This is a genomic window from Pseudomonas sp. BGI-2, assembly GCF_004310295.1.
Lineage (GTDB): Bacteria > Pseudomonadota > Gammaproteobacteria > Pseudomonadales > Pseudomonadaceae > Aquipseudomonas.
In genome coordinates this window covers 1-14,222 of the sequence record NZ_SISB01000011.1, presented here as the reverse complement: position 1 = coordinate 14,222, position 14,222 = coordinate 1, and the positions used below count along the sequence as shown (strand labels likewise).

17 protein-coding genes and 1 pseudogene are annotated in these 14,222 nt (G+C 58.0%); 10 read left to right on the top strand and 8 right to left on the bottom strand.

The annotated features are described in order from the left end of the window. Positions 1-54 precede the first annotated feature (54 nt). Both EYC95_RS09615 and EYC95_RS09610 read left to right on the top strand, forming a co-directional pair. On the top strand, positions 55-318 hold the full coding sequence (locus tag EYC95_RS09615) for a DUF2790 domain-containing protein (RefSeq protein ID WP_131060140.1): 264 nt from the start codon (positions 55-57) through the stop codon (positions 316-318). A 441-nt stretch (positions 319-759) separates the two neighbouring features. Next, complete coding sequence (locus EYC95_RS09610) at positions 760-969, top strand: calponin repeat domain-containing protein (RefSeq protein WP_165557446.1); 210 nt, start codon at positions 760-762, stop codon at positions 967-969. A 270-nt stretch (positions 970-1,239) separates the two neighbouring features. On the opposite strand, the gene EYC95_RS09605 is transcribed toward EYC95_RS09610, so the two are convergent. From EYC95_RS09605 to EYC95_RS09600, 3 genes are all read right to left on the bottom strand, one after another. Continuing rightward, positions 1,240-1,599, bottom strand: a complete 360-nt coding sequence (locus EYC95_RS09605; protein ID WP_131060138.1) for a DUF6124 family protein — start codon at positions 1,597-1,599, stop codon at positions 1,240-1,242. A 698-nt stretch (positions 1,600-2,297) separates the two neighbouring features. Further along, positions 2,298-2,555, bottom strand: coding sequence for an EamA family transporter (locus tag EYC95_RS30540; protein WP_256656926.1), 258 nt, complete (start codon positions 2,553-2,555; stop codon positions 2,298-2,300). A 15-nt stretch (positions 2,556-2,570) separates the two neighbouring features. Continuing rightward, positions 2,571-3,128, bottom strand: a complete 558-nt coding sequence (locus tag EYC95_RS09600; protein ID WP_256656925.1) for a DMT family transporter — start codon at positions 3,126-3,128, stop codon at positions 2,571-2,573. Between the two features lie 146 nt (positions 3,129-3,274). Here EYC95_RS09600 and EYC95_RS09595 point away from each other — a divergent pair, with 146 nt between their 5' ends. Continuing rightward, positions 3,275-4,048, top strand: coding sequence for a LysR family transcriptional regulator (locus EYC95_RS09595; RefSeq protein WP_256656924.1), 774 nt, complete (start codon positions 3,275-3,277; stop codon positions 4,046-4,048). Positions 4,049-4,195: 147 nt separating this feature from the next. Further along, positions 4,196-5,083, top strand: coding sequence for a YghX family hydrolase (gene yghX, locus EYC95_RS09590; RefSeq protein ID WP_131060137.1), 888 nt, complete (start codon positions 4,196-4,198; stop codon positions 5,081-5,083). 30 nt (positions 5,084-5,113) lie between these two features. Here yghX and EYC95_RS09585 read toward each other — a convergent pair whose 3' ends face one another. After that, a complete protein-coding gene (locus tag EYC95_RS09585; protein ID WP_131060136.1) occupies positions 5,114-5,902 on the bottom strand; it encodes a DeoR/GlpR family DNA-binding transcription regulator in 789 nt (262 codons plus the stop codon). A gap of 115 nt (positions 5,903-6,017) precedes the next feature. Between EYC95_RS09585 and EYC95_RS09580 the strand changes: the two genes are divergently transcribed. After that, positions 6,018-6,899, top strand: a complete 882-nt coding sequence (locus tag EYC95_RS09580) for a serine hydrolase (RefSeq protein ID WP_131060135.1) — start codon at positions 6,018-6,020, stop codon at positions 6,897-6,899. A 243-nt stretch (positions 6,900-7,142) separates the two neighbouring features. Here EYC95_RS09580 and EYC95_RS09575 read toward each other — a convergent pair whose 3' ends face one another. Beyond that, positions 7,143-7,811 carry an ATPase gene (locus EYC95_RS09575; protein WP_131060134.1) on the bottom strand — a complete coding sequence of 223 codons (669 nt, stop codon included), beginning with the start codon at positions 7,809-7,811 and terminating at the stop codon, positions 7,143-7,145. 343 nt (positions 7,812-8,154) lie between these two features. Here EYC95_RS09575 and EYC95_RS09570 point away from each other — a divergent pair, with 343 nt between their 5' ends. From EYC95_RS09570 to EYC95_RS09550, 5 genes and pseudogenes are all read left to right on the top strand, one after another. Then, positions 8,155-9,831 carry an MFS transporter gene (locus tag EYC95_RS09570; protein WP_131060133.1) on the top strand — a complete coding sequence of 559 codons (1,677 nt, stop codon included), beginning with the start codon at positions 8,155-8,157 and terminating at the stop codon, positions 9,829-9,831. Between the two features lie 117 nt (positions 9,832-9,948). Next, positions 9,949-10,474, top strand: a pseudogene (locus tag EYC95_RS09565) (alpha/beta fold hydrolase). 260 nt (positions 10,475-10,734) lie between these two features. Then, a complete protein-coding gene (locus EYC95_RS09560) occupies positions 10,735-11,160 on the top strand; it encodes a hypothetical protein (RefSeq protein ID WP_131060132.1) in 426 nt (141 codons plus the stop codon). 189 nt (positions 11,161-11,349) lie between these two features. Beyond that, positions 11,350-11,598, top strand: a complete 249-nt coding sequence (locus EYC95_RS09555; RefSeq protein ID WP_131060131.1) for a hypothetical protein — start codon at positions 11,350-11,352, stop codon at positions 11,596-11,598. A gap of 254 nt (positions 11,599-11,852) precedes the next feature. Then, entirely contained in the window at positions 11,853-12,596 is a 744-nt protein-coding gene (locus EYC95_RS09550; RefSeq protein WP_131060130.1) for a hypothetical protein, read from the top strand. A gap of 39 nt (positions 12,597-12,635) precedes the next feature. Here EYC95_RS09550 and EYC95_RS09545 read toward each other — a convergent pair whose 3' ends face one another. The 3 genes from EYC95_RS09545 to EYC95_RS09535 form a co-directional block, all read right to left on the bottom strand. Continuing rightward, complete coding sequence (locus EYC95_RS09545; protein WP_131060129.1) at positions 12,636-13,442, bottom strand: hypothetical protein; 807 nt, start codon at positions 13,440-13,442, stop codon at positions 12,636-12,638. 191 nt (positions 13,443-13,633) lie between these two features. Continuing rightward, positions 13,634-13,834, bottom strand: a complete 201-nt coding sequence (locus tag EYC95_RS09540) for a YbdD/YjiX family protein (RefSeq protein ID WP_131060128.1) — start codon at positions 13,832-13,834, stop codon at positions 13,634-13,636. 168 nt (positions 13,835-14,002) lie between these two features. Continuing rightward, the coding region (locus EYC95_RS09535; protein WP_165557438.1) for an IS3 family transposase at positions 14,003-14,222 on the bottom strand (220 nt) is incomplete at its 5' end.

Genomic DNA, 14,222 nt, shown 5'->3' with positions numbered 1-14,222 from the left:
TGGATCGGCGTTGCAGTATTCGCCGACCTGTTTGAAGTAACCGGAGACACACCCATGAATACCCGTACTTTGTTCGCCAGTGCTGCTTTCGCCTTGGTAGCACTCACCAGTAACGCGTTTGCAGACCCGCCCAATGTACCCGCCAAGCCTTATCACTACGGCATGCCGATCGACGTGGCCAAAGTCATTTCCCTTGAGGAGCCTCGTTCCGCCGATTGCGAAGTGGTCAACGCCAAACTCACTTATCTGGACACCTCCGGGAATGTCGAAGCCTTCACCTACTTCAAAATGGCTCAGGCCTGCGAAGAGCAGAACTGAATGTGGGGCTGTACAACAAAAGCCGCACTGAACGGCAAGCCAATTGACCTGCTGGTGCATGCATCAGCGGGTCTTTTTTTACATCGAATCGATGAAGATCAGGTGCTGGTATCTGCCGTGGTGTTTCATCGCGGCCAATAGCTTGGATTCGGTGAACGGCACAGAGCGCATCCAGCCCCCCTGTAGGAGCGAGCTTGCTCGCGATAGCGTTAGACCAGCCAACAACAACCCTAATGCCCTTCGGGCAAGAAGCCAAAGGCCAAAATCACTTTAAAAAGTAATGACCGTCTATATAGCCAGAGCGATTAACCGGACCACTCGCCACTTAAAAATAGCCTAAAAAACTGTCAACTCTGACAGGTTTCCAATTCATAAAGTGCGAACAGAATGAGTGTTACAGGTTGTGCGCTTTGCATGCCTATTTGCATGGAGCTACTAGCTATGGATTTTGATATTGATACAAAAAATGGGATTGTCGGCCTCCAAGCGGGAACCAACCGAGGTGCCAACCAAAGCGGTATGACCTTTGGAAAGCCGCGACTTCGTAAAAAAGCCTTATCGGAGGAGTTTGTGGACGTAGACGCAATGAAAAATCAGTCAACGAGTGACAATAAATCGACTGACGTTTCTTCGTCTTCCAAACAGCAATAGACGCCAAGCGTTCGCTAGCCAGGCACTAAAACATCCACGCCAATACCCGGCGCAGCCGGCCGATTTCACGGCCACGAAAAACCCCAGTGATCAGCAGGCCACTGGGGTTCTTCTTCGCAGGAGAACGCAAATAACGTAATAACTCCGCGATTGTCCGGGTGTCTGACTCTGCCTCACCCATGACGAACCCTTGTGGCGAGGGGGTTTACCCCCGTTGGGCTGCGCAGCAGCCCAAAATAGGCACCGCTGCACAACCAAACAAGTTACCGACTACCTGGACAGATCAATCTTATCAAGCACCCGATTCGCCGTGATCTCCGCCGTCATGATGCTGTTGGAAATACCCAGCAGCGCATAACGCGATTCCCCCTCCAGATGATCCACCAACTGGTGCACCATCACATCGACCGAGGCCAGCGTCTCGACCAAATAAACCGCCAGGGTTTCGGCCGTAGCCTCGGGGTCTACGGAAAACAGGGTGCTGCGTGTTCGTGGGGTGGCTTTGATGTCGGCACTCGACGGGAAGTGAAAGTCTAGAGCCCGCTCGGCGGCCTCATTGAGCTTCTTTGAATCGGGTTCGTACGGGGAGGCCGGATCAGTGTCCGGCGGATTTGGTGTGACCTTGAACATGGTAAATCCTCGTTTACTGGGTGGAGCTGCCACGTTCGTTTCCAAGCGAAGGGGTGGCAGCTGTACGCGGGTTGGAAAACCAGGGTAAACGAGCCCGGCAGACCTATAAGGTCTCCCACGCACAGCTGCCATAACGGAATGCACATCGTGCGAAAAAGTACGTTATGAAGAGGTGCCTTCGTGTCGTTTACCCGTCGAGTTTCCAAGCCCGACCGCTGAATTGTCAGCGACACGGAAACGATAAAACCAAGGCCCACGCCACACAAGCCGGCGGATTCTGGCGCAGCCGTAGGTAACGGCGCAAGGTTTTGTAGCTTTCAGGAAGTAACTTTGAGAGGCCTTAAACAATGACTCTGCGGCGATGTTTATTGACTCGGTGCGCGCTTCCTACACGGGGTGAAACCCCCACATTTGTGGCGAGGGGATTTATCCCCGTTGGGTTGCGAAGCGACCCCAGCGACCGGGCAGACAGACTGAGTTGTCCGGATTGGCGACTGCTTCGCAGCCGAACGGGGATAAATCCCCTCGCCACAGATTTATTGCTAGCCTGAAGATTGTTTTAAGTGACCAGCATTGCCCTATTAAGCGGCCTCATCTGCCAGGCCAGTACGGACCTTGACTACCGAGGGTTGCGCCGTGCTGAACACCAACCCCGAAGCAAACACCACCCCGAGAATCACGCCCCCCGCCCCCAGCAACTACCAGACATTGGGCAGCACACCGAGTACCGAGGACACCAACATAGTGAACACAGGGGCCAGGTTGAAGAAGATCGACGTACGCGCCGCACCGATGGTGTGAATCCCTTTGAACCACAGCCAGTAAGCAATCAACGAACCGAAAACAGCCAGGTAGACAACGGCGTCATGAACCGACAACGAAGCGGTGCTGATATTGGCAATCGGCTTCTCATAGATGAAGCCGAGCACGATCAGGCCAATAACCCCGAACAGCATCGAGAACGTGGTGGTTTACAGCGGTGTCGAGTCTTTGACGAAGCGCCGGGTGCCAACCATGTTGGCCGCCCAGGCGATGCTGCCGGCCAGAATGATTGCGTCGCCGGTCGCCACTTTCAACCCGAGCAGCACCTGGATATCCCCTCGCGTAATCACCAGGCCAACGCCCAGCAAACCCAGGACCAGCCCGATGGCACGGCCGCGATCGATGCGCTCGCCTTCCAGCAGCACCGCAAAAATCATCGTCCAGAGCGGCGTGGTCGCCAGGATCAGTGCGCCGTTGATGGGCGTGGTGGTTTGCAGGCCGAAGAATGTTGCAAGGTTGAACGCGGTAAAGCCCAGCAGGCCCAGACCGATAAAGGCCGGTAGATTGTTCTTCAGCGTGCTGAGGCGCAACTTGCCCGCCAGGCCGAAAATAAGCACGAGCAACAAGGTGGAAATGGCAAAGCGCTCAATAGATGCGCTGATCGGTGCCATGCTCTTGATGATGTAGGCACCGGCATTGAAGTTGGTGCCCCAGAAAAACGTGGCACCGACGATCCCGGCATAGGCGAGAGGCGTTGATTTTGACATGGCTTTTTCCTCGTCAAGTCGTGCGATGAACACTCGGCAAACTGCGGAATGCTTCAGACCTGCTTGTCAGGTGTTGAAGAATTCTTGCAGGCTTGTCGTCGGGGCAAAATTCCCCATTTATTCACCCTTCATGTGAGAAAACGCCCATGTTCGATTGGGAGGATCTTCGCTACTTCATCGTCTTCGCCCACGAGCAGTCGTTGTCCGCAGCGGCTCGCCAGCTCAAGGTCGACCACGCCACGGTGGCGCGGCGCATCAGTGCGCTCGAGAACTCGCTGAATCTCAAGCTGGTGGACCGGCGCCCTCGTTCCTATGTCATCACCGAGGACGGCGAACGTACTGCCCAGTTAGGGCGGCGCATGGAAAGCGAGTCTTTCGCGGTGCAGCGCACGGCGTTGGCCGGGCAGGACAGCTTTAGCGCTGAAGTCACCGTCAGTGCCCCGCCCGCCCTGGCCTGCGCGTTGATCGCGCCGCGAATCAATGCGTTGCGCACCCAGCATCCGCGGCTGTCCTTGCAGTTGATTGGCAGCCTGGACAGCGCTTCGTTGTCGCGGCGCGAAGCCGATATTGCCGTGCGCCTGAGGCGTCCCAAGGAGCCGGACCTGGTGGCACGCAAGGTCGCAACGGTGCAGTTTCACCTGTATGGCTCGACGGATTATTTATCCAGAACGGCGCCGGAAGATTTGGCCTTCATCGCCTACGACGAGACCATGGAACAAACTCCGCAACAGGTCTGGCTCAAGCAACAAGCAGGGGATCGGCCGATCCTGCTGCGCAGCAATGATTTGAACATCCAGGCGACCATTGCCCGGGCAGGCACCGGCGTTGCGGCATTGCGGCATTGCGGCATTGCCGTGCTTTCTTGGCGAGCACTACGGCTTGCAAGCGATGGAGACCGTGGGCGCGGGGCTTACGCGTGAAGTGTGGCTGGTGGTCCACAGCGACATCCGGCACACCCCGTCAGTGCAGGCGGTGATGAGTTTCCTGGCGTCCTGCTTCGAAAACTGAATCAGTGCGCCAAACACTGCTTTACTGATTCACATCCTGAACCAACGGGAAGCGCCCCCATGGATCGTCTCACCGCCAAAGACTTCGCCCCGGAACTGCTTGAGCTCTACGACTACTACGCCCATGGCAAGATCAACCGGCGCGAGTTTCTTGATCGAGCCGCGCTGTTCACCCTGGGCGGTTTGACGGCCAGTGCCCTCCTCGCCGCCCTGAGCCCGAACTACGCGCTCGCCGAACAGGTTGAATTTACCGACCCGGACATTCTCGCCGAGTACATTTCCTATCCCTCGCCCAAGGGCCACGGCAATGTCCGCGGCTATCTGGTGCGCCCGGCCAAAGCCACGGGCAAGGTGCCGGCGGTGTTGGTCGTGCATGAAAACCGCGGGCTCAATCCTTACATCGAGGACGTTGCCCGGCGAGTCGCCAAAGCAGGTTTTATTGCACTCGCCCCCGATGGCCTGAGTTCAGTGGGCGGCTATCCCGGCAACGACGACAAAGGCAAGGAACTACAGGCGACTGTCGATCCCGAAAAACTGATGAATGACTTCTTTGCCGCCATTGAGTGGCTGATGAAAAATGACAAGACCACGGGAAAAGTCGGTATCACCGGGTTCTGCTATGGCGGTGGCGTCTCCAATGCGGCCGCTGTGGCCTACCCGGAACTGGCGGCCGCCGTGCCCTTTTATGGCCGTCAGCCAAAGGCCGAAGATGTGCCGAGAATCAAGGCGCCGCTGCTGCTGCATTACGGCGAACTGGACAAGGGCATTAATGACGGATGGCCGGACTATGAAACAGCGCTGAAAGCGTCGGGCAAAACCTACGAGGCGTTCATTTACGCAGGCTGTAATCACGGTTTTCATAACGACTCCACGCCTCGCTACGATGAAGCCGCGGCGAAGCTTGCGTGGGACAGGACAGTAGCCTGGTTTAACAAATATCTGGTTTAGCGTTCTGCACCTTTGCGTGCAGGCTTCGCTTCACGCGTCAGCCTGCACCACTTCAATCCCCAGTTTCCGATAATCCCCGACATCGCCCGACGCCACGTGCTGCTCGGTAATCAGCGTATGCACGCGGTTGCACGGCGCGACCACGAAAGGCTCCACCGCCCCGAGTTTGTCGGCCGTGGTCACGGCCACCACATGGGAAGCGCTGTCGAGCATCGCCTGCTTGACCGGCACTTCATCAAAATGCAGCGAGCTGATGCCGACGCCCGGGTGAATCGCGCAAACCCCGGTGAACAGCAGATCAGCCTTGATGCACTGGATCAGCCGCAAGGTTTCATGCCCGCTGGCAGACATCGTCGCCGGATTGAGTTGGCCACCGGCCAGGATCACCTTGACGCCTTTGTATTCCGCCAACGTGATCGCAATCATCGGCGACGCCGTGATGGCCGTGATGCAAATGTCCGAAGGCAGCGACCGGGCGATCTGCAGGGTGGTGCTGCCGGAATCGAACATCACAATCTGGCCATTTTGCACGCGGCGTGAGGCGAGTTGTGCCAGGTGGGTTTTCACTTCATCGGTTTCGCCGACGCGGGTGAAGTAATCCTTGCCGGTGTCCTTGGGACGAGGCAGCGCGCCACCGTGGACGCGTTGCACCAGGCCGGCGCTGTGCAGCTCCGACAGATCGCGGCGAATGGTGTCTTCTGAAACTGCGAAATGCTGGCTTAATTCCGAGGCCATGACCTTGCCGTCGCGTTCGAGGATCAGGAGGATTTTCTGCCGGCGGACGGAAGGAAGCTCGGTAGCCGAATGCTGATCTTGCATGTTTATGCCTGCTTTTGCGTGTTTGTGCGAGATTAGCCAAAGCGTTGCACAAACACAATCGCGGTTTTGTTTTCTGGCAAACTCCCCCGACGCCTCCATCCAGAGCAGTCTCCAAATGCATTTCGCCCTTGTCTCAAACGGTTCATTACTCACGCCAGACCAGCCCGACGTAACGGTGCCGTGGTGGAGTTTTACCAAGACGGTTCTGGCTGCCGCGGCGCTGTCGCTGGTGCGTGATGGATTGATCGGTCTGGACGATGTTGTGCATGAAGGTCCGCTCACCCTGCGCCAACTCTTGCGGCATGAAGCGGGGCTGGCGGATTACGATGAGCTCGCCGAATACCACACCGCCGTAGCCCACCATGAGACACCTTGGTCAGCCGATGAATTGCTGCAACGGCTTGATGCCGCCCGGTTGCGCTACGCACCGGGAGACGGTTGGCGATATTCGAACGTGGGCTACCTGTTCGTCGCCAGACTCATTGAACGCGTGACAGGCCTCGCACTTGAGGAAGCACTGACGCGACGCGTGTTCTCCCCTCTCGGTTTATCGCGCGTGCGCCTTGCAACGACGCGAGCCGATCTGGAGGGCATCAACATGGGCGTGACCGCGAATTACGACCCGCGCTGGGTCTATCACGGATTGCTGGTCGGTCCGCTTGCTGACGCGGTTCTGTGTCTGGATCGTTTATTGGGCGGGCATCTGTTGCCGCAATCATTGCTGCGGGAGATGCAAACGGCACGCACGCTTGGCGGACCGATTGCGGGACGTCCCTGGATTGCGCCGGGTTACGGCCTCGGTTTGATGCAGGGCAAGGTGGAGGGTGGCGTCACCTTGAGTGGTCACACCGGAGCCGGACCGGGCAGCGTCGTTGCGGTCTACCGCTGCATTGATGGCAGTCGCACGGCGAGTTGTGCGGCCTTTTGTGAGAGTGGCGACGAAGGCGCTGTGGAAACCGAGGTTGTGCGCCTCCTGATGAGCGTGGCGCTTGAATAAATCTGAGAATCATCTGGCCGGCCTTCCTCACAGAGGGAGCGGTCAGACCTCGATGTGAGGAATTCACCAACACCCTGTGGCGAGGGGGTTTACCCCCGTTCGGCTGCGCAGCATTCGTAATCCTGTGCACGCGTTTTTTCTGAATTAACGCGGTTGCAGGTTTGGGGGCCGCTGCGCGACCCAACGGGGGCAAGCCCCCTCGCCACAAGGTTTGGCGGCTTAACGGATCACCTTGAATGTGCGTCAGTTGCTGGCGACTTGCGCCCCGTTACCAGACGTCACCAGCGCCTTCAACGACGCATCAAACTGCTTCAACGCATTCACCTGCACCACGTTTTGCCGGTCAATCTGCGCGGCAATGTCCGGGGCAGCTTTGCCGTGCACCCAGACCGAAGGCATCTGTTGTTCACGGGAGCCTTCGGCCTTGCCGATGTATTGCAAATTCGAGTCGTAGAACTTGGCCAGGAAACGCGCCTCGACCTGGTTGTTGCGCTTGGACACCAGACGGCTGTAGGTGTCCAGCATCACCACCACATCCGGGTGGGCTTGCACCACTGCGTCGAGATTGTCGTAGACGGTCACTGAGGCGAATTGTTTTTGCAGCGAGACCATCAGCCAGTTGATCGCCAGTTTCGGATCGGAGCTGTTGACGAAGGCGTTGCTGATACGCGAATCCAGCGCCGGGTTCTTCGCGCCGTTCAGCGCGACAGAATGGTACTGCTCAAGGTATTCGATCGTGTTGAGGGTGTTTTCGCTGTAGAGCACGCCCACCGATTGAGTGTGCTGCAAGCTGGCGGTGCTGTCGGCCACCGGAAGGAAATGGCAGGACGGGTCAGCCGCGTAGGCCGGCACGGTGGCGGCAACACTGCCGGTCAATACAGCGACAAGGGCCAGCAAGGTAGATATTCTCATCGCGCAGGTTCCTTCAGAGGCGACTTTGGTATGACGCTATCCTCCTCTCATGACAAAAAAACTGAACTCGCATTCCTTGATGGTGATTATTGATTAAACGAATGGTTGCGAACTGAGCCCTGCGGCCCGACTCGCCACCTGATCCAGCGGCTAAGCGTGATGTCGAGTGGATATCTGCGCGAAGCCGATTATGCTTCATGAAACCTTGCAGCGATGCGAGGCCGTCAACCTGTGTGCATGCTTCGCGCAATCCGTAATCCGACGACATCAGCCCAAGGGCCTGGGTGCGGCAAAAAAGGTAATGAGGTACTCCGGCCTAAAACAAGAACGACGGAGAAGACTCATGGCCGCAATCGACAACACTTCCACGGGCAGCGCGCCCCACCACGGCATTACCAAGGAGGAGCGCAAGGTCATCTTCGCCTCGTCCCTGGGCACCGTGTTCGAGTGGTACGACTTTTACCTTTACGGCTCCCTGGCCGCGATCATCGCCAAGCACTTCTTCGCTGGCGTCAATGAGACAACGTCCTTCATCTTCGCGCTGCTCGCGTTCGCCGCAGGCTTCGCGGTGCGTCCATTCGGGGCCATCGTGTTCGGCCGACTGGGCGACATGATCGGGCGCAAACACACCTTCCTCATCACCATTGTGATCATGGGTATCTCCACCGCCATCGTGGGCTTCCTGCCCGGCTACGCGACCATCGGCGTGGCGGCGCCAATCATTCTGATCACTTTGCGGCTGTTGCAAGGCCTGGCCCTGGGTGGTGAGTACGGCGGTGCGGCGACCTACGTCGCCGAGCATGCGCCGAAAGGCAAGCGGGGCTATTTCACTTCGTGGATTCAGACCACGGCGACCCTCGGGCTGTTCCTGTCGCTTCTGGTGATCCTTGCTTGCCGCACCATCCTTGGCACCGAAGCCTTCGAGGCCTGGGGCTGGCGGATTCCGTTCCTGCTGTCGATCCTGCTGCTGATCATCTCGGTGTACATCCGCTTGCAGCTCAGCGAGTCGCCGGTGTTCCTGAAAATGAAGGCTGAGGGCAAGTCTTCCAAGGCGCCGCTGACGGAGTCCTTTGCCCGTTGGGACAACCTCAAAATCGTGATCATGGCCCTGCTCGGCGGCACTGCCGGCCAGGCCGTCGTCTGGTACACGGGGCAGTTCTATGCGCTGTTCTTCCTGCTGCAAACGCTGAAGATCGACCCGCAGACCGCCAACTTGCTGATCGCCGGCTCGCTGCTGATCGGCACGCCGTTCTTCGTCATCTTCGGCAGCCTGTCCGACCGCATCGGCCGCAAAGGGATCATCATGGCCGGCTGCATTATCGCAGCGCTGACTTACTTCCCGATCTTCCATGCGCTGACCCAATACGGTAACCCCGACGTGTTCGTCGCGCAGGAGAAGAACCCGGTCACGGTGATCGCCGATCCCGACCAGTGTTCGTTCCAGTTCGACCCGGTGGGTAAGGCCAAATTCACCAGCTCCTGCGACCTCGCCAAGACCGTTCTGGCGAAGCGGGCCATCCCCTACAAGAACGAGAAGGCTGAACCGGGTGCCGTCGCGCAGGTGCGCATCGGTGACAAGGTGATCCAGAGCTTCGAGGGCACCGGCATGCCGGCCGCCGACTTCAAAGCCAAGAACGATGCCTTCACCGCCTCCCTCGGTGCCTCGCTCAAAGAAGCCGGCTACCCCGAGAAAGCCGACCCGGCCAAGACCAACTACCCGATGGTGCTGCTACTCCTGACCATCCTCGTGATCTACGTGACCATGGTCTACGGCCCGATCGCAGCCTGGCTGGTGGAGCTGTTCCCGGCGCGCATCCGTTACACCTCGATGTCGCTGCCCTACCACATCGGCAACGGCTGGTTCGGCGGCTTCCTGCCGACGGTGGCGTTCGCCATGGTGGCGGCCACGGGTGATATCTACTACGGCCTCTGGTACCCGATCGTCATCGCCGTGATGACGGCCGTTCTGGGCATATTCTTCATGCCGGAAACCAAGGACCGGGAGATTCATCACACCTGAGGTCGGCACCTGCCCTCTCGTGCGAACGAGAGGGCACTCCTTCTACGGATCAAACGGTCTACGCTCATCCACATTGCTTTCGGGGTTCCTTCCCCGGGGACTGACGGGGGCACCGTGATGATCCGTATCCTGTTGAGCGCTTTTTTGCTTGCATTGAGCATCCCGGCCCATGCCGGGGTGACGCCCTTTCCTGCCGGTTTTCGAGTTCAGGACATCCCGGTCGAAGGCGCCACGATTCATGTGCGCGTCGGCGGCAAAGGCCCCGCCGTGGTGATGTTGCATGGCTTCGGCGACACCGGCGACATGTGGGCGCCACTGGCAGCTGATCTGGCCAAGGACCACACCGTCGTGGTGCCGGACCTGCGTGGCATGGGCTTGTCCTCGATCCCGGATAGTGGCTACGACAAGAAGACCCAGGCGGGCGACATTTGCGGTGGACAACGAAGCGTCGATGAAAACAAAACTGACGATGCCGGTGCTGGCCATCGGCGGTGAGAAATCCTTTGGAAATAACGAAGCGATCGTGATGCGCAACGCGGCGGACACGGTGACGGAAGTGGTGATACCGGGGGCGGGACATTGGCTGATGGAAGAAGCGCCGACGCAGACCATTCAGGCGATTCGCGAGTTTATTGCGCAGTAGAGCCGCAACTCGACCTGTGTAGCAGCTGGCGAAGCCTGCGTTCGGCTGCGAAGCAGTCGTGATGTCAGGCGCTGCGGTGCATCAGGAAAACCGTGTGCACAGGTTTACGACTGCTGCGCAGCCGCATCGCCCCGTTGGGCTGCGAAGCAGCCACCCCGTCAAATCAAAAAACGAATTGAACCCCGCGCCTCTTCACGTATTCGAAACCCTATCAGCGCCAATCTTTGATCACGAGCGGCGCCATTGGAGAGGAAATCCCGATGAAACGTAGACTGCTGTTTCTGCTCGCCAGCCTGAGTCCCGCGCTGGCATTCGCTGAAGGCTGTGACGTCCTGACCCGATCCCAAAGCCCTTCCGTCCCGGTGGTCGAGTCCCATAGCTGCTATGAGTACGAAGGTATGCCGGTGAACGCCATCGATTGGTCGTGCAGCAACGAAAGCAAGGAAATGCTCACCAGCACCAAGAAAAAAGTCGAACAGTGCGACGATCAGTATCAGGCCACCTGCATCGCGACGCTGACTCAAGAGTCCCTGGCCAACCCCCACTCCACCAGCAAGGACAAGAACAGCAAGTCGCTCAATATTCCCGAGAACGCCCAAGTCACCACGTATTACTACGGTGCGGAACACTTGAACCAATCGAAGATCGATTGCGAATCGGGTGGTGGTCACTGGAAAGCGAAGTGATGTCGCGGGCTGATACGTAGCCGTTACATCGCTCTATTTTCTGTATCCGCGTTGTTACCTTACCGACCGTGTTGTCACTTCTGCGATGCGCGGCAGGCCAATAGAGTATTGGCTTCGGTGTGTGGGCCGGGACGAAAAAAGTGCCGGCCTGCAGTCCGCCGATCCCCCCATCACGGAAGAGGTGACACCATGAGTTTCGTAACCGTTGAAAAAAATCAGAGCAGTGCCCCGTCGGAAGCCGATATGAAAAAGGCCATGACCGACTCTGGCGGCAAACCCGGGGATGTCACCGGGACCAATGCGGCCCGGAAACTGACTTACACCGGCACGGTCAATCACACTACTTATGAGAACAACCTGATCAACATTGCCAAAGGGAAACGAACCAGCTGGAACTTCGTCTGGGCGGACGCGAAGGTGAGTAGCCCGGCTGCATGAGGCCAATGTGGGGCGGTCGCACGGCCGCCCCGCTGTTTCACCTCGCAATATTCCTTGATACAACCCGGTTACGCAGGCTGTTACCTTGCCGATTTAACCGCCCTCCCCGCTGTAACGCCAAGACACTTCGCCACCCTGAATCTTGCGCCTAATGTGAAGCCGTCAATGTGTTTAGGGGGTGCTGCCCGATCACTTGTCGGATTCGCTGCCCGCTGCCCATTGATTGCCTAACACAACCAAGGAAGAGGAAAGCCATGAGTAAGTCGAGCGCTGTAAGCAAACAAGCTCTGCAACTTCACAATGATGTGCAAGAGGCCCTCAAATCGTTCCAGGGTGTTGCCCCCACGGCTCTGAAAACGTCGGACTACAGCAAGGTGCTGACGTCGACCCTGGCGGCCACTCAAAAGTCAGTCACGATAGAGATCGCAGCCGGTGATCTGACCTTACTCAAACAGTCCAAATACAAGCTGTGCTTTGCGAAAAAGGTCGGTACCGAAGCCTACAACGTCGTCTGGCAATCCTATGACAAGTATTTGAGCAACAACGGTTTCAGCTGGACGCCCCAGTATCAGTTGTTCGGGTCGAACAGTTTTCAGGCTAACGTAGCGGTCCAGGTCGCGACGAACATCGTCAGCATTGGTCTGGGACAACAGTCTGTACTCAGCGAAGAAGGCCTGCTGGGTTCGGCGGTAACCGGTGGCCCTGATACGTCCATCACGCTGATAAACAACTACGGTCCGATCCACCCCGGCATCAACCAGTTGTCCACCGGCATTGACGGCACACAGGTCAGCACCCCCATCTACGTTGCCGCGGCGCAGGTGGTCACCGGCGATACCGCCCTGACGCCTAAGGAGTCCATTCTTGTATGGTTCGAACAGAACGTGCAAACCAGCACCATGTTCAGCACCTCACGGTCAAAAGCCGTCGAAATCGACCTGACCTTCGATAACAACGCAACCCGCCTCTACGAAGAAGGGGAATGGAAAACGGTGTAACCGTCACACCGGGGGCAACCTTGCGGTTGCCCCTTTTATTCAGGAAACGTCCCCCCCACCCCGGGCGAAATAGCCCGTCAACGACCGACAAATGGACTCCGCCAGATCTTCCTGGGTCGCAATGCCGTAAGGTCGATTGCGATCGAATTGCTCTGACCAGCGGATCCGGCCCTGAGCGACATCAATCAGGCGCAACGATGCCCGGACACGGCTCGGTTCCACCCGCACGCTGCCCTCAAGGGAATAGTTACCGCGCCCGGCCCGCACAACGTCCAGTGCTTTAACGCTGTTTCGCGGCACCTTCATCAACACGTGGTTGCCTTGGCTTTGCGTCTGCTCGAACGACTCGAACAGCCGGCAGCTCAACTCTTCACACAAGCCCCGGGTAAAGTCATCGCCGTCACTGGTGATACAGGTAAACGGCTGAATCTGCAGGACAGGATGGCGAGTCGCGAGGCTTTTGGGTCTGAGCCGCTGGTAAGCCAGCCGATAACATCCGGCCGGAATGCTCAGACGTACCGGGTCCTGCTGGCCCTGGGTGGCGTAATGTATCGCGAGTTTGCGCCGCAACCGGCCCACCTGGACGCGCACCACCGGATCGTCGCCCGTGCAGTAAACCGCCGGGTCACGGCGAAACACCGCAATGCCGATGGCGTGCTCGGTGAGCGGGATGTTGGAAAATTGAAGGTCGTGATCGACCATAAAACGCAACAGGCTGCCCATCCGCCTGGACTTCGCAAACACCGGACTGGCCAGCAGCAGCGCCAGCACCCGTTCCATCTCTTCACGATCAAGTGGCTCGGGAACACCCTCGGCACTCGCATTGCCAACGTGCTTGATCACCATTGCCTGCCTCCGTGCAGGTTATCGACAATCGCTCGCCACCCCTGTTGAAGTGGTTTTTGATACTGAAGTCGTACTCCATGGCCACGCTCAACGCCCGATCCCGCAAAGGCTCGGACGCTGCAACGTCGAAGCTTAGCAGCCGTAACGCAATGGCGAAGATATTGTGCGGATTGCCGCGTTTCGAGCGGTTTTCAGCAGCAACGCGTCGTGCATTGCTTGCCGCCGTAGCGGGCTTCCTGACGCTCACGAAGAAACGCCGAATGGCTCATGACCGGTTCTTCCGGGTGTTTGAGCGCCATTTGAGCGACATAGTTGTCGTAATCGGGGACGCCGATCATCAAACGCGCGCCCTGGCTGAGAAGTCGGGCGGCTTGCTGCAGTTTATGGAACATGGCAACGCTCTCATTATGATGGGGGACGGGACCATGAAAGCGCACTTATGTATCTGGAATGTGTCCGCGTGGCAATGTGTCCAATACCCGCCATCAACCGCACCGCATACCCTGTAGCAGCTGGCGAACTGTGGTGAGGGGATTTATCCCCGTTGGGCTGTGTCGTGGTCAACTAATTCCGGACACCTCGATAGGTGATTTCGACGCCATCTCCCGTTCGTAAACGGTCGGTGGCAGATATCCGAGTTTCGAGTGCAGCCGCTCGTTGTTGTAAAACCCAACGATGTATTCAGTAATGTCACGTATCGCTTCGGCGTGGTTGGCGTAATCGCGCCGCCATACCCGCTCCATTTTCAAGCTCAGGAAGAAGCGCTCCATCACTGAGTTG

Excerpts from the sequence above, each read along its gene's own strand:
- EYC95_RS09585 (WP_131060136.1), bottom strand. The coding sequence starts at position 5,902 with ATGCAAGATCAGCATTCGGCTACCGAGCTTCCTTCCGTCCGCCGGCAG.
- EYC95_RS09600 (WP_256656925.1), bottom strand. The coding sequence starts at position 3,128 with ATGTCAAAATCAACGCCTCTCGCCTATGCCGGGATCGTCGGTGCCACG.
- EYC95_RS09545 (WP_131060129.1), bottom strand. The coding sequence starts at position 13,442 with ATGGTGATCAAGCACGTTGGCAATGCGAGTGCCGAGGGTGTTCCCGAG.
- EYC95_RS09605 (WP_131060138.1), bottom strand. The coding sequence starts at position 1,599 with ATGTTCAAGGTCACACCAAATCCGCCGGACACTGATCCGGCCTCCCCG.
- EYC95_RS09540 (WP_131060128.1), bottom strand. The coding sequence starts at position 13,834 with ATGTTCCATAAACTGCAGCAAGCCGCCCGACTTCTCAGCCAGGGCGCG.
- EYC95_RS09615 (WP_131060140.1), top strand. The coding sequence starts at position 55 with ATGAATACCCGTACTTTGTTCGCCAGTGCTGCTTTCGCCTTGGTAGCA.
- EYC95_RS09570 (WP_131060133.1), top strand. The coding sequence starts at position 8,155 with ATGGCCGCAATCGACAACACTTCCACGGGCAGCGCGCCCCACCACGGC.
- EYC95_RS30540 (WP_256656926.1), bottom strand. The coding sequence starts at position 2,555 with ATGCTGTTCGGGGTTATTGGCCTGATCGTGCTCGGCTTCATCTATGAG.
- EYC95_RS09595 (WP_256656924.1), top strand. The coding sequence starts at position 3,275 with ATGTTCGATTGGGAGGATCTTCGCTACTTCATCGTCTTCGCCCACGAG.
- EYC95_RS09555 (WP_131060131.1), top strand. The coding sequence starts at position 11,350 with ATGAGTTTCGTAACCGTTGAAAAAAATCAGAGCAGTGCCCCGTCGGAA.
- EYC95_RS09560 (WP_131060132.1), top strand. The coding sequence starts at position 10,735 with ATGAAACGTAGACTGCTGTTTCTGCTCGCCAGCCTGAGTCCCGCGCTG.
- EYC95_RS09580 (WP_131060135.1), top strand. The coding sequence starts at position 6,018 with ATGCATTTCGCCCTTGTCTCAAACGGTTCATTACTCACGCCAGACCAG.
- EYC95_RS09610 (WP_165557446.1), top strand. The coding sequence starts at position 760 with ATGGATTTTGATATTGATACAAAAAATGGGATTGTCGGCCTCCAAGCG.
- EYC95_RS09575 (WP_131060134.1), bottom strand. The coding sequence starts at position 7,811 with ATGAGAATATCTACCTTGCTGGCCCTTGTCGCTGTATTGACCGGCAGT.
- yghX (WP_131060137.1), top strand. The coding sequence starts at position 4,196 with ATGGATCGTCTCACCGCCAAAGACTTCGCCCCGGAACTGCTTGAGCTC.
- EYC95_RS09550 (WP_131060130.1), top strand. The coding sequence starts at position 11,853 with ATGAGTAAGTCGAGCGCTGTAAGCAAACAAGCTCTGCAACTTCACAAT.